Consider the following 13089-nt stretch of genomic DNA (forward strand, 5'->3'; position numbering starts at 1 on the left):
AGAGTTTCATGAGCATCGATAAATCGCCTGAAGCAGTCGCCCATGCCGGCATCCGGCTCGAAGAGTTGACGCGGCGCGGCGCATCGCGACGCGATGTCCTGCGCGCGATGGCGGCGGGCGGACTGATGTCGCTGACGGGTGCGGGCCTGCTGGCGACGAGCAGCGCCGCATTCGCGCAGCAGCAGGGCAAGCCGAAGCAGGGCGGCAAGATCCGCGTGGCGACGCAGTCGTCGTCCGCAGCCGATACGCTCGACCCCGCCAAGGGCGCGCTCGGCACCGACTACGTGCGCGCCAACATGTTCTACAACGGCCTGACGGAACTCGACTCGCACCTCGGCGCGAAGATGGCGCTCGCCGAATCACTGGAAACGAAGGACGCGACCGTGTGGGTCGTCAAGCTGCGCAGCGGCGTGCAATTCCATGACGGCAAGTCGCTCGCGACGAACGACGTCATCTATTCGCTGATGCGTCACAAGGACCCGGCTGTCGGCTCGAAGGCGAAGACGCTCGCCGACCAGATCAAGGAAGCGAAGGCGACGGGCCCGAACGAAGTGACGATCACGCTCGAAGGCGCGAACGCGGATCTGCCCGTGATTCTCGCGACCTCGCACTTCCTCATCGTCAAGGACGGCACGACGGACTTCAAAACAGCCGTCGGCACCGGGCCGTTCAAGCTGAAGGAGTTCTCGCCGGGCGTGCGCACGGTCGGCGTGCGCAACGAGAAATACTGGAAGCCCGGCATGCCGCATCTCGACGAGGTGGAACTGATCGGCATCGGTGACGAATCCGCGCGCGTGAACGCGCTGCTTTCCGGCGACGTGCAACTGATCAACGCAGTGAGCCCGCGCTCGACCGACCGCATCAAGGGCACGCCGGGCTTCTCGGTGCTCGAAACGAAGACGGGCGCGTACACGGACCTGATCATGCGCGACGAAGGCGGCATCACGGGCACGACCGATTTCCGGCGCGGCATGATGCACCTGATGGATCGCGAGCAGATTCGCCGCGCGGTGTTCCGCGGCTATGGCGCAATCGGCAACGACCAGCCGATCGATCCGACCAACAAGTACTACATGGCTGGTCTGCCGCAACGCGCATTCGATACGGACAAGGCGAAGTTCTATTTCCAGAAGGCGAAGCTCGGCAGCGCGCCCGTGCAACTGTACGCATCGCCTGCCGCCGAAGGCTCCGTCGAAATGGCGATGCTGCTGCAGCAGGTCGCGCCGCAAGCGGGCCTGAACCTGCAGGTGGCGCGCGTGCCCGCGGACGGCTACTGGTCGAATCACTGGATGAAGCATCCGCTTGGCTACGGCAACATCAATGCGCGCCCGAGCGCCGATGTGCTGTTCACGCAGTTCTTCAAGTCCGACGCGCCGTGGAATGAAGCGAACTGGAAGAACCCCAGGTTCGACCAGATGCTGGTCGCCGCGCGCGGCGAACCGGACGACGCGAAGCGCAAGAAGATCTACGGCGACATGCAGCAGGTCGTCCATGAAGACGGCGGCATCGGTATTCCGCTGTTCCAGAGTTCGCTCGACGCGCATACGTCGAAGCTCAAGGGCCTCGGCTCGATTCCGCTAGCGGGCCTGATGGGCTTCACGTTCGCGGAAAATGTCTGGCTCGAGGCCTGAGCCTGGGCACGATCCGCCATCACGCGTGCCGCCGACGTGCGGCACGCGGCTTCAACGAAGGAGGCGATATCCGATGAAAGCCCACGCGCAACGTCTCATCGCCGCGCGCCTCGGTCTTGCGTTGCTGACGCTGCTGCTGGTGTCGGCGATCGTGTTCGCGATCACGGGCCTGCTGCCGGGCGACGCCGCGCAACAGGCGCTCGGCCAGGCGGCGACGCCCGAGCAGGTCGCGGCCTTGCGCCATCAGTTCGGCCTCGATCAGCCCGCGCTGCAGCGATATGTCCAGTGGCTGATGCATGTCGTGACTGGCAACTTCGGCACGTCGCTGTCGAACAACCTGCCTGTCAGCGAGCTGATCGCGACGCGCCTGCCTAACTCGCTGGTGCTTGCGGGATTGACGGCGCTCGTGTCGGTGCCTGTCGCGCTCGTGATCGGCATTCTGTCGGCGATGTTTCGCGGCTCGCTGCTCGACCGCGTGCTCAACGTGCTGACGCTGTCGACCGTGGCCGTGCCCGAGTTTCTGATCGCGACTGTCGCCGTGCTGGTCTTCGCGGTGAAGCTGCGCTGGCTGCCGGCATTGTCGTATCTGTCCGAGGTGACGTCGTTCGGCGCGCTGGTGCGCATCTACGCGATGCCCGTGATGACGCTGTGCTGCGTGATCGTCGCGCAGATGGCGCGCATGACGCGCGCCGCGGTGCTCGACCAGCTCAATGCGTCGTACGTGGAGATGGCGCTGCTCAAGGGCGCGTCGCCGATGCGCATCGTATTGCGTCATGTGCTGCCCAACACGATCGGCCCGATTGCCAACGCCGTCGCATTGAGTCTGTCGTATCTGTTCGGCGGCGTGGTGATCGTCGAGTCGATCTTTAACTATCCGGGCCTCGCGAGCCTGATGGTCGATGCCGTCACGAACCGCGACATGCCGCTCGTGCAAGGCTGCGTGATGGTGTTCTGCGCCGCGTATCTCGCGCTCGTGCTGATCGCCGACCTCTGTCAAATCATCTACAACCCGAGGCTGCGTCAACGATGAACCGACCCGCCACATCTCATGCAACGACCGTGCTGTACGCGGTGCCCGACGAAGACGGCGAGCTTTGTGCCGATGCCGTGCAGGAGGTGCCCGTCGAAACGGAAGTCGTCAAACGCGGTTCATTGCGCCGCCTCGTGAACCGCTTTTCGTTGCTCGGCCTGATTGGTCTCGCGATCGTCGTGTTCTGGCTCGGCGTCGCGTTCATTGGACCGCTGGTCGCGCCGTACAAAGGCGGCGCGGTGACGTCGACGGAAATCTTCGGCGCGTACGGCGCCGCGCATCCGCTCGGCACCGATTACCTGGGCCGCGACATGCTGAGCCGCGTGCTTTATGGCACCCAATACACGGTTGGGCTTGCACTCGCAGCGACGGTGCTCGCGAGCTGCGTTGGCACCTTCTTCGGTCTCGTCGCCGCCGTGTCCGGGCGATGGGTCGACGAAATCCTGAGCCGACTGTTCGACGCGCTGATCTCCATTCCGAGCAAGGTGCTCGCGCTCGTCGTGATTGCCGCGTTCGGCTCGTCGGTGCCGATGCTGATCATGGTCGCCGCGCTCGCCTATATTCCCGGCGCGTTTCGCATCTCGCGCTCGCTCGCCGTCAACCTGATGACGCTCGAATACGTACAGGTCGCGAAGGCGCGCGGCGAAGGTCTGTTGTACATCGCGCGCGTCGAAGTGCTGCCCAACATGATTCACCCGATGCTCGCAGACTTCGGCCTGCGCTTCGTGTTCATCGTGTTGCTGCTCTCGGGCCTCAGCTTTCTCGGCCTCGGCGTGCAGCCGCCGAATGCCGATTGGGGTTCGCTCGTGCGCGAGAACATCGGCGGTCTTGCGGAAGGCGCGCCCGCCGTGCTGATGCCTGCCGTCGCGATCGCGACACTGACGGTCGGCATGAATCTGCTGATCGACAGCCTGCGCCGCCACGGCGCGCGCGCTCACGGAGGCGGCCAATGAGCATGATCGAAGTGAAAGGCCTGCGCGTGGTTGCAGGCACCGCGCCCGATGCCGTCGTCGAGATTGTCAAGGGTGTCGATTTCTCCGTGAAGAAGGGCGAAGTGCTCGCGCTGATCGGCGAATCGGGTTCGGGCAAGACGACCATCGCGCTTTCGCTGCTCGGGCACGCGCGCGGCGGGTGTTCGATTGCGGGCGGGTCGGTGAAGATCGGCGGCGTCGATGTGCTGTCGCTCGATGAGCAAGAACGGCGCGCGTTGCGCGCGCGCACCGTCGCATACGTTGCGCAGAGCGCATCGGCGGGTTTCAACCCCGCGCGCACGATCATGGACCAGGTGACGGAGCCCGCGCTGCTGCACAAGCTGATGGCGCCTGCCGCCGCGCGCGCCAAGGCCGTCGAGCTGTTCCGCTCGCTCGCGCTGCCTGCGCCGGAAACGATCGGCTCGCGCTATCCGCATCAGGTGTCGGGCGGGCAGTTGCAGCGGCTGATGGCGGCGATGGCGCTGATTACCGATCCCGCCGTCGTCGTGTTCGACGAACCGACCACGGCTCTCGACGTGACCACGCAGATCGAAGTGCTCGCCGCGTTCAAGAAAGTGATCCGCGAACTCGGCACGACGGCCGTGTACGTGTCGCACGATCTGGCCGTGGTCGCGCAGATGGCGGACCGCATCGTCGTGCTCAACGGAGGGAAGGTGCGCGAGAACGGCACGACGGTGCAAGTGCTCGATGCGCCCGCCGACGAATACACGCGTCAGTTGCTCGCGGCGACCCGGCGTCCCGAGCCGGAGCCGGTATCGCCCTTGAAGGACAACCCGCCGCCGCTGCTCGAGATCCGCAACCTGAGCGCGGGCTATGGACGCATCGATGCGAACGGCGTGCCCGCCGTGTGTGTGCTCGACGACGTGAGCCTGAAGATTGCGCGTGGCAGCGCGCTCGGCGTGGTCGGCGAATCGGGCTCTGGGAAGACGACGCTCGCGCGCGTCGTGGCGGGGCTGGTGGATCGCGCGCGCGGTGACATATTGCTCGACGGCAAGCCCCTGCCCGCGAAGCTCTCCGAGCGCACACCCGATCAATACCGGCGCGTGCAGATAGTTTTTCAGAATGCCGACACCGCGCTCAATCCGAGCCGCACGATCGCCGACATCCTCGCGCGCCCGATGTGCTTCTATCACGGCCTGCGCGGCGCTGCGGCGCATAAGCGGATGCTGGAACTGCTCGATCTGGTGAGGCTGCCTGCATCGGTTGCAAAGCGCCAGCCAGGTGGTCTGTCGGGCGGGCAAAAGCAGCGTGTGAATCTGGCACGCGCGCTCGCCGCGAACCCCGCGCTGATTCTTTGCGACGAGGTGACGTCTGCGCTCGATACAGTGGTCGGCGCAGCGATCCTCGATCTGCTCGCGGAATTGCGCCGCGAACTGGGCGTGTCGTACATGTTCATCAGCCACGACATTTCAACGGTGCGTGCGATCTGCGAGGACGTCATCGTGCTCTATGCCGGTCAATGCGTGGAAGCCGGCCAGCGGAGCGTGCTGGCGGCGCCGCCGCATCACCCGTACACAGGCCTGCTGGTCGATTCCGTGCCCGCGCTGCGGCCCGGCTGGCTCGATTCGCGGCGTGCGCTGACGGGCGGCGCGTTGCCGTCGATGGGTCCTGCCAGCGATTCGAGCGACCTGTGCAGTTTCCGCGCGCGCTGTCCTGCGCGCATCGATGGCAAGTGCAACCTCGTGCCGCCTTCGATCGTGCTAATGCCTTCGGGTGCGCAGGTTCGCTGCCACCATTCGGCAGCGGAACTGATGCGCATGCAGTCGCCTGATACGGTGACGGCATGAACGCGCGCTTCGTGAGGGTGGCGGAAACGGGACGCAAGACGTTCGACATTACCGTCGACGGCCTTGTCACGCAGGTGGCCGAAGGCGACACGCTGATGGTCGCGTTGCTGACGACGCAAGACACGTTGCGCGATTCCGAGTTCGGCGACGGCCGCCGCGCGGGCTTTTGCCTGATGGGCGCGTGCCAGGACTGCTGGGTCTGGACGATGCAAGGCGAACGCGTGCGCGCCTGCACGACCTTCGCCGCGCCGGGCATGTCGATCGTCACGCGCGTCGCGCTCGTCGGGGAGGGCGTATGGCCACGCATCGGGACCTGAAGCAGTGGAAGGTGATCGTGATCGGTGCTGGGCCGGCGGGTGTGCGGGCGGCACAGGCGCTCGTCGAAGCGGGGCTGCGTCCGACCGTCATCGATGAAGGGCGTCGTGACGGTGGTCAGATTTATCGACGTCAGCCGGAAGGCTTCTCGCGCTCGTATGAAACGCTGTATGGGACGGAGGCGGCGCGTGCCGCGTCGCTGCATCGCGACTTCGATGCGTTGCGCGCGCGGATCGACTATCTGCCCGACACGCTTGTCTGGAATATCGGGCCGAAGGCATTGCATGTCGTGAGTGGCTCGCGCTACGACGAACTCGCGTTCGATGCGCTGATCGTATGCAGTGGCGCGACGGATCGGCTGATGCCCGTTCCGGGCTGGCATCACGCGGGCACGTTCAGTCTTGGCGGCGCGCAGGTTGCGCTGAAATCGCAAGGCTGTGCGGTAGGCGCGCGCACCGTAATGATGGGCACAGGGCCGTTGCTGTATCTGGTGGCCGCGCAGTACGTGAAGGCGGGCGCGAAGGTGAGCGCGGTGCTCGATACATCGACGTTCGCACAGCGCATGCGCGCGCTGCCCCAATTGCTCGCGATGCCTTCGACGTTGCGCAAGGGCGTCGCGCTGATGAAGGTTCTGCGTCGCGCCCGCGTGCCCGTTCATCGCGGCGTGACGCCCGTTGCAATCGATGGTTCGTCCGGGCACGGCGTGACGGGCGTTCGCGTGACGCTCGCCAACGGCGCGACGCTCGACGTGAAATGCGATGCCGTTGCGCTCGGCTATCACTTGCGTGCCGAGACGCAGCTTGCCGATCTCGCAGGCTGCGAATTCCGCTTCGACCACGCGACGCAGACGTGGCTTCCGCATATCGACGCGGATGGCCGCAGCAGCGTCGCGGGCGTCTATCTGGCGGGCGACGGCGCACGCGTGCGCGGCGCCGATGCGGCGGAACGCGCGGGCCGGCTCGCCGCGTTGGCCGCGCTGCACGATGCGGGCATCGAACGCGAAGGCGCTTTGCAGTTGCGCACGGAACTGGCGCGCTTCACGCGCTTCGCAGCGGGCTTGCGAGTGGCGTTTCCGTGGCCCGCGCGCTTTGCTGCGGCGCTGCCCGATGACACGATTGTGTGCCGTTGCGAGGCGATCACGGCAGGCGAATTGCGGCGTGTCGTGCGCGACATGGGCGCGAAGGAAGCGAATCGCGCGAAGGCGTTTTCGCGTGTCGGCATGGGCCGTTGCCAGGGGCGCTATTGCGCACATGCGGGCGCCGAAGTGATCGCAGCCGAGGCACGCGTGCCGCTCGAAGCAGTCGGACGGCTGCGCGGCCAGGCGCCTGTCAAGCCGCTGCCGATGGCGCTCGTGCCGAAACGCGCAGTTCGACGCGATTCCGAACAACAAACAGACAGCCGCGCACAGGAGTGCAGCGAATGAGTGATCGTGCCGATGTGATCGTGATCGGCGGCGGGATCGTCGGGACGTCGACGGCGTTTTTTCTGCGCCGCAGACAGCGTTCGGTGATCCTTCTCGAACGCGGATTGACGGGACAACAGGCGAGCGGCGTCAACTTCGGCGGCGTGCGCCGCCAGGGTCGCGCGATGACACAGCTCGCGATGGCCAATCGCGCGCTCGATACCTGGCGCCGTTCGAAAGAACTGCTTGGAGAAGACGTCGAGTTTTTGCCGTCGGGCCATACGCGCGTGTGCTACCACGCGCACGACGCCGAGTATTTTCACCGCTATGCCGTCGAGGCCCGTGTGCATGACCTCGATCTCGAAGTGCTCGAAGGCGCGGCGATGTTCAGGCGCTTTCCGTTTCTGGGCCGCGAGGTGTTAGCCGCATCCATTTCGCCGCTCGACGGTCACGCGAATCCGCGTCTTGCCGCGCCTGCATTTGGGCGCGCGGCGGCGCGTCTAGGCGCGCGCATCGTCGAGAACACCGAGATCGTGCGTGTCGAGAACGAAGCGGGCGGCTTTCGCGTCGAGAGCGCGGCGGGCAACGTCTATCGCGCGGAGCAGGTGTTGATCTGCGCGGGCGCATGGGCGAACGTCCTGTCGACGCAATTCGGCGAACCGGTGCCGCTCGTCGCGCGCGGACCGCAGATGGCCGTCACGGAGCCCGTGCCATACGTGTTCAGGTCGTCGATGGGCGTGTATACGTCGATCAAGGAAGAGAGCGTCTATTTCCGGCAGATTCCGCGCGGCAATATCGTGCTCGGCGGCGGGCCGCCGGGTCCCGCTGATGCCGCGACACGGCGCGCGTCGGTGCTGCCCGAAAACACCGTGCAGCAGATCGCGCAGTTCCGCCGCCTCGTGCCCGCGCTCGCGCCGTTGCATGTGATTCGCGTGTGGAGCGGCGTCGAAAGCTATCTGCCCGATTACGAGCCGGTGATCGGGCCGAGCGCGAAGGCCGACGGGCTCTTCTATGCATTCGGTTTCAGCGGATCGGGATTCCAGATCGGTCCGGGCGTCGGCGAGACGCTGGCCGAGCTGATGGACACGGGCAGCACGCCAATTCCGCTCGAATCGTTTTCGATCGGACGATTTCAGTGCGCCGCGCAATCGCGAGGTGCATCGGCCACTATCGAGGTTTCTTCATGAGTGCCGTCAACCGGTCGTCCGTGACTCTCGGCGATGCGCTCGCCTATATCGAAGCGAATTTCGACAAGACTGTGAGCCTCGCGCAACTGGCCGAACTGTCGGCCCTTAGCGTGTCGCGGTTTGCCACTGTATTCAGGCAGCAGATCGGGCTTTCGCCGTACAGGTATCTATGCGACGTACGCGTGCGGCGCGCGCAGAGCTTGCTGCTGGCGGGCGTGCCCGGATCGGTGGTGGCGACGGAGGTCGGTTTCTTCGATCAGAGTCATCTGGCGCGCCACTTCAAGCGGTTTTGCGGCATGACGCCGAGCATGTTCCTGCAGCATGCGCGAGGGGCGAGGTGAGGGAACTCGCCAATGAGTTTTAGCTGGTTCATATTTATTCTGCCTGGCATCCGCGGCGTAGGCGCATGCGCGGATGACAGCACAAACGCAAAAAGAACCACCAGCGCGGCAGGCACAAAAAGCTGCCGCTTACCCGAACTTGAGCCCCTTCTGCTCCATAGTTTCCCGCAACCTTAGCCCAGGGTACTTCTTCTCGACGATCCGCAAATCGTTGCACATCTCTTCGATCAGCCAGTCGCGCACATTCGCGACGAAAGGCCGTAGCGGTTTGTTCGCTGGTATCACCAGACAGCAGCGCCGGTTCGTCACGATGATCTCTTCTTCGGCAGGCAGCAATGCGCCTTGCGCCAGCCAGTGCGACACGACATTGAGCCAGCCGAGCGCCATGCCCTGGCCAAGCAGGGCGGCCTGCACGACGATCGCGTAGTCGCTGAAACTCAGCATGCCGGCGACGTGCCGTGCGTGTCCGGCGAACGCGTCGAAGCGCTCGTGCCAGCCGCGCTGCTCGTCGTCCATTACGATGACTGTGTCGCCGTGTTGGCGGCCCGCGTCAGTCTGCGAAATCTCCTGATAGCGCTGGTTGCACACGGGCAAGAGCGTTTCGGGCATCACCAGCACCGCGTTCTCGTCGATCTCCCCATCGTGCAGAAAGCGCATGCCCAGGTCCACGTCATTGAGCGGACCGCCGATGCGCCCCGATATCAGTTGGAAGCGCAAGTCGATATTGGGAAAAGCCTGATTCAGGCGGCCCATGCGCGGCATCAGCCAGTGCGTGGTGAAGCCCGTCGATACCGACAGCATGACCAACTCGACACCCGTCGCACGGGCCTCGATTTCCCTGATTGCGTTTTCGATCCCATTGAAGCCTTCCGAGATCGCGCGGTACAGAACCCTGCCACTTTCGGTCAGCTCGATGCCACCGCGGACGCGCTCGAACAGACGCACGCCGATATGGTCCTCCATGCGCGCCAGCATGCGGCTCACGGCGGGCTGGCTCACGTATAGCTCCTGCGCCGCGCGCGTGAAGTTGCCGCAACGGGCGGCCGCTTCGAACACAAACAGCGCATTGGCGCTCGGGAGTTTCCTGCGAAGGTTTGGCATGACTTGATGTTATGCCTGGTCCAACAATTTGGGAATTGCCGTCAAAAAGAACGGGACTTATATTTTTTCTCAAGTCACCCCTTTCCAGCGAGAGATACGCAATGGACGCACGAGCGAAAACGGGAGTATCGATCCGGTCGGCAACGAAGCGTTACGGTCCGGTGGTCGCGCTGGACGACGTGTCGCTCGATATCGCACCCGGTGAATTCGTGTCGCTGCTCGGGCCGTCCGGTTCGGGCAAGACGACGCTGCTCGGCATTCTCGGCGGCTTCGTTCAGCCGACCTCCGGCGCAGTCTGGGTCGGGGAGCACGACGTTACATTTGTGCCGCCGCACAAACGCAATATCGGCATCGTGTTCCAGAACTATGCGCTGTTTCCGCACATGACGGTCGGCGAGAACGTGGCCTTTCCGTTGCGCGCGCGCCGCGAGCCGAAAGCGGGCTGGGCGAAGAAAGTCGCCGATGCGCTCGCCATGGTGGAACTGAGCGGCTACGAGGCTCGCAACATCAGCCAGTTGTCGGGCGGCCAGCGTCAGCGCGTGGCGCTCGCACGCGCGATGGTGTTCGAGCCGCAACTGATCCTGATGGACGAACCGCTCTCCGCGCTCGACAAGCAATTGCGCGAGACCATGCAGATCGAACTGCGCCGACTGCATCGCAAGCTCGGCGCGACCATCATCAATGTCACGCACGATCAACGCGAAGCGCTCACGATGAGCGACCGCGTCGCCGTGCTGAAGGACGGCAGGCTCGTGCAGATCGACACGCCCGAGCGTCTCTATGACCGGCCCTGCGATGCGTTTGTCGCGAGCTTCATCGGCGAAGCGACGCTGCTCGACGTGAGCCGCGCCGGCGACGATGCCGTGCGTCTCGGCGATGCCGTGTTGCGCACCGCGCATCGGCTGCCGCGCGGTGAAAAGCTGTTGCTCGCGGTGCAGACTGAAAAGCTCGTGATTGACGGCGGCGATGCGCACGCAAGCGCGAACCGTCTGTCGTGCCGTGTCACGGAAGTGCTGTACCAGGGTGAGAGCTTGCGCGTGTTCGCCTCGCTCGCCGACGGCACGGCCATCAGCTTGAGACAGCCCGGCAGCCACGAAGCGCGCCGGCGCATTCCATCGCCGGGTGCGCAGATGACCGTCGCGCTCGATCCTCAGGACACGATCGTCGTGTCCGCCTGATTTCTCTCGCCGCCTGTGCACGGGCATTCTGTCTTACGCGATTCACGCAAACTGCAAAGGATGATGCAAATGAAGCTCACCGATTTCAAGGTTCTGACGTTCGATGTTGTCGGCACGCTAATCAACTTCGAGAAGGGCGTGCTCGCGTCCGTACGGCGTCTGGGCGGCGCGAAAGCGAAAGACCTGACCGACGACGAGATCTTCGAACCGTATATGCGCGGCCGCGCGACATATCCCGGCCGTTCGAGCGACGAGATGGCGAACGTGTATCTGTATCTCGCGAAAGAACTTGGCCTGCCCGACGATGCGCAATCGGCCGCTGCATTCCAGCGCGACGTGCTCGACTGGCCCGCGTTCGAGGATTCCGTCGCTGCGTTGAAGCGCCTGCGCAAGCACTATCGTCTCGTCGCGATGACGAATGCGGATCGCGTCGCGCTGTCGGCGTATGCGCACACGCTCGACGATCCGTTCGACGACACCGTGTGTTGCGACGAAACGGGGGTAGCGAAACCCGATCCGCAGTTCTTCGCCTATAACCGCGGACGTCAGGCTGCGTTCGGCTACAAGTTCAGCGAGATTCTGCACACCGCGCAGAGCCAGTATCACGACATCGGCATCGCGACGAAGCTGGGTTACGCGACCTGCTGGATCGAGCGTCGCCAGGGCATGAAGGGTTTCGGCGCAACGCCCGTTCCCGAAAACGTCACCCAGCCGACGTTCAGGTTCGCGACGCTCGCTGCGCTCGCGGATGCCGTCGAAGCCGAAGCGCGCGCCGCCTGATCATGCTCGCGCCAACGACACCGCACAGGCCGCAGCCGGATTCGCTCTGGCGGGCGATGGCTGCGCGTTCGCCCGTCATGCACGCGCCTGTCAGCACGGGCTCGCCGCTCTCGCGCGATCTGATCGTCGATGTGGCGATCATCGGCGCCGGGTATTCGGGCCTCGCGGCGGCGTATGCGCTGCAAAAGCGCGGCGTCGACTGTGCGGTGTTCGACGCGAATCCTGTCGGCTGGGGTGCGAGCGGCCGCAATGGCGGCGTGGTGTCGTCGAAATTCCGGCTGTCGTTTCCATCGATCGCGAGCACCTACGATCTCGATACGGCGAAGCGCATGCATCGGCTCGCGCATGACGGCGTGCGCGTCGTCGAACAGTTCGTCGACGAGTTCAAGATCGGGCGTGCAAGCTTCGAACACACAGGCAGTCTTCGTTGCGCGCACACGGAGCGCGCGTTCGCGTCGATTCGCGCCGAAGCCGACTGGGTGCGCACGCAATTGGGCGATACGTCGATGACGGTTCTATCGCACGAGGAAGTGACGCACGAGACGGGATCGAAAGGTTTTGTCGGCGGCGTGCTGAGCGCCGACGCGGGCACAATCCTGCCGCTCGAGTACGTGCGCGGCATCGCACGTGGCCTGACGGCGCGCGGCGTCCCCATCTACGAATCGACGCCGGTTCTCGACATGAAGCGCGTGCAGGAAGGGGTCATGCTGCGCGCACCCGGCGGCACGGTGCGCGCGAAGCAGGTGCTCGTCGCGACCAATGCCTACTCGAATCTCACGAACGCGACTTCTCCCTATCAACGCGAACTCGTGCCGTTTCGCAGCGCGATGATCGCCACGGAAAGACTGCCTGCGGAACTCGACGCGAAGCTGATGGTCAACCGGCGCAGCTACACCGAGACGCGCCGCATGATGAAGTGGTTTCGCAAGGTTGACGGGCGCATGCTGTTCGGCGGCCGCGATGCGTTCGGCAAGGAGGGCCAGGCAACGGGCTTCGACGCGTTGCAGCGCTCGATGGTCTCGCTCTTTCCCAATCTCGCCGGCGTACGGGTCGAGTACGGGTGGTCGGGTTATGTCGGGATGACGTTCAACGCGTTGCCGCATGTCGGGCGCAGCGATGATGTCACGACATTCTGTCTTGGGTATAACGGAGCAGGCGTCGCGATGGCGAGCCTGATCGGCCAGCATGCGGCCGCGCTGGCGCTCGGCGAGAAGCCCGAGCTTGCGTTGCTCGCACAGGAGGGCTTGCGGCCCGTGCCGTTTCATTCGCTGCGCGCGCCGGGCGTTCGGATCGTCGCTGCGTGGTATCAGTTTCTCGACGCCGTGGGTGCATGATGACGACAGTC

At 64.7% G+C, this 13089-nt stretch carries 12 protein-coding genes; 11 read left to right on the plus strand and 1 reads right to left on the minus strand.

Annotated elements, in window-relative coordinates; all coding sequences use genetic code 11:
* The first annotated feature begins 8 nt into the window (after positions 1–8).
* From AB4Y32_RS22260 to AB4Y32_RS22295, 8 genes are all read left to right on the plus strand, one after another.
* A complete protein-coding gene (locus AB4Y32_RS22260; RefSeq protein ID WP_368723411.1) occupies positions 9–1631 on the plus strand; it encodes an ABC transporter substrate-binding protein in 1623 nt (540 codons plus the stop codon).
* Between the two features lie 73 nt (positions 1632–1704).
* Positions 1705–2661 carry an ABC transporter permease gene (locus AB4Y32_RS22265; protein ID WP_368723412.1) on the plus strand — a complete coding sequence of 319 codons (957 nt, stop codon included), beginning with the start codon at positions 1705–1707 and terminating at the stop codon, positions 2659–2661.
* On the plus strand, positions 2658–3614 hold the full coding sequence (locus AB4Y32_RS22270) for an ABC transporter permease (RefSeq protein ID WP_368723413.1): 957 nt from the start codon (positions 2658–2660) through the stop codon (positions 3612–3614). Before AB4Y32_RS22265 ends, AB4Y32_RS22270 begins: the two co-directional genes overlap by 4 nt.
* A complete protein-coding gene (locus AB4Y32_RS22275; protein WP_368723414.1) occupies positions 3611–5440 on the plus strand; it encodes an ABC transporter ATP-binding protein in 1830 nt (609 codons plus the stop codon). The genes AB4Y32_RS22270 and AB4Y32_RS22275 overlap by 4 nt, the downstream gene beginning before the upstream one ends.
* Positions 5437–5757: a (2Fe-2S)-binding protein gene (locus AB4Y32_RS22280; RefSeq protein WP_368723415.1), complete on the plus strand. Its 321-nt coding sequence runs from the start codon at positions 5437–5439 to the stop codon at positions 5755–5757. The genes AB4Y32_RS22275 and AB4Y32_RS22280 overlap by 4 nt, the downstream gene beginning before the upstream one ends.
* Entirely contained in the window at positions 5736–7178 is a 1443-nt protein-coding gene (locus AB4Y32_RS22285) for an NAD(P)/FAD-dependent oxidoreductase (RefSeq protein ID WP_368723416.1), read from the plus strand. Before AB4Y32_RS22280 ends, AB4Y32_RS22285 begins: the two co-directional genes overlap by 22 nt.
* Positions 7175–8344: an NAD(P)/FAD-dependent oxidoreductase gene (locus AB4Y32_RS22290; RefSeq protein ID WP_368723417.1), complete on the plus strand. Its 1170-nt coding sequence runs from the start codon at positions 7175–7177 to the stop codon at positions 8342–8344. Before AB4Y32_RS22285 ends, AB4Y32_RS22290 begins: the two co-directional genes overlap by 4 nt.
* On the plus strand, positions 8341–8685 hold the full coding sequence (locus tag AB4Y32_RS22295; protein WP_368723418.1) for a helix-turn-helix domain-containing protein: 345 nt from the start codon (positions 8341–8343) through the stop codon (positions 8683–8685). Before AB4Y32_RS22290 ends, AB4Y32_RS22295 begins: the two co-directional genes overlap by 4 nt.
* Before the next feature lie 129 nt (positions 8686–8814).
* On the opposite strand, the gene AB4Y32_RS22300 is transcribed toward AB4Y32_RS22295, so the two are convergent.
* The gene (locus AB4Y32_RS22300) at positions 8815–9786 is read right to left on the minus strand and encodes a LysR family transcriptional regulator (RefSeq protein ID WP_368723419.1); all 972 of its coding nucleotides are present in this window, start codon (positions 9784–9786) and stop codon (positions 8815–8817) included.
* A 101-nt stretch (positions 9787–9887) separates the two neighbouring features.
* Between AB4Y32_RS22300 and AB4Y32_RS22305 the strand changes: the two genes are divergently transcribed.
* From AB4Y32_RS22305 to AB4Y32_RS22315, 3 genes are all read left to right on the plus strand, one after another.
* The gene (locus tag AB4Y32_RS22305; protein WP_368723420.1) at positions 9888–10964 is read left to right on the plus strand and encodes an ABC transporter ATP-binding protein; all 1077 of its coding nucleotides are present in this window, start codon (positions 9888–9890) and stop codon (positions 10962–10964) included.
* Positions 10965–11033: 69 nt separating this feature from the next.
* Positions 11034–11744 carry an HAD-IA family hydrolase gene (locus AB4Y32_RS22310; RefSeq protein WP_368723421.1) on the plus strand — a complete coding sequence of 237 codons (711 nt, stop codon included), beginning with the start codon at positions 11034–11036 and terminating at the stop codon, positions 11742–11744.
* A gap of 2 nt (positions 11745–11746) precedes the next feature.
* Entirely contained in the window at positions 11747–13078 is a 1332-nt protein-coding gene (locus AB4Y32_RS22315) for an NAD(P)/FAD-dependent oxidoreductase (protein ID WP_368723422.1), read from the plus strand.
* Positions 13079–13089: the final 11 nt, after the last annotated feature.

Origin of the sequence: Paraburkholderia phymatum, from assembly GCF_040965635.1 — a bacterium.
In the GTDB taxonomy this organism is placed as follows: Bacteria; Pseudomonadota; Gammaproteobacteria; order Burkholderiales; family Burkholderiaceae; genus Paraburkholderia; species Paraburkholderia phymatum_B.

Excerpts from the sequence above, each read along its gene's own strand:
- AB4Y32_RS22260 (WP_368723411.1), top strand. The coding sequence starts at position 9 with ATGAGCATCGATAAATCGCCTGAAGCAGTCGCCCATGCCGGCATCCGG.
- AB4Y32_RS22265 (WP_368723412.1), top strand. The coding sequence starts at position 1,705 with ATGAAAGCCCACGCGCAACGTCTCATCGCCGCGCGCCTCGGTCTTGCG.
- AB4Y32_RS22270 (WP_368723413.1), top strand. The coding sequence starts at position 2,658 with ATGAACCGACCCGCCACATCTCATGCAACGACCGTGCTGTACGCGGTG.
- AB4Y32_RS22275 (WP_368723414.1), top strand. The coding sequence starts at position 3,611 with ATGAGCATGATCGAAGTGAAAGGCCTGCGCGTGGTTGCAGGCACCGCG.
- AB4Y32_RS22280 (WP_368723415.1), top strand. The coding sequence starts at position 5,437 with ATGAACGCGCGCTTCGTGAGGGTGGCGGAAACGGGACGCAAGACGTTC.
- AB4Y32_RS22285 (WP_368723416.1), top strand. The coding sequence starts at position 5,736 with ATGGCCACGCATCGGGACCTGAAGCAGTGGAAGGTGATCGTGATCGGT.
- AB4Y32_RS22290 (WP_368723417.1), top strand. The coding sequence starts at position 7,175 with ATGAGTGATCGTGCCGATGTGATCGTGATCGGCGGCGGGATCGTCGGG.
- AB4Y32_RS22295 (WP_368723418.1), top strand. The coding sequence starts at position 8,341 with ATGAGTGCCGTCAACCGGTCGTCCGTGACTCTCGGCGATGCGCTCGCC.
- AB4Y32_RS22300 (WP_368723419.1), bottom strand. The coding sequence starts at position 9,786 with ATGCCAAACCTTCGCAGGAAACTCCCGAGCGCCAATGCGCTGTTTGTG.
- AB4Y32_RS22305 (WP_368723420.1), top strand. The coding sequence starts at position 9,888 with ATGGACGCACGAGCGAAAACGGGAGTATCGATCCGGTCGGCAACGAAG.
- AB4Y32_RS22310 (WP_368723421.1), top strand. The coding sequence starts at position 11,034 with ATGAAGCTCACCGATTTCAAGGTTCTGACGTTCGATGTTGTCGGCACG.
- AB4Y32_RS22315 (WP_368723422.1), top strand. The coding sequence starts at position 11,747 with ATGCTCGCGCCAACGACACCGCACAGGCCGCAGCCGGATTCGCTCTGG.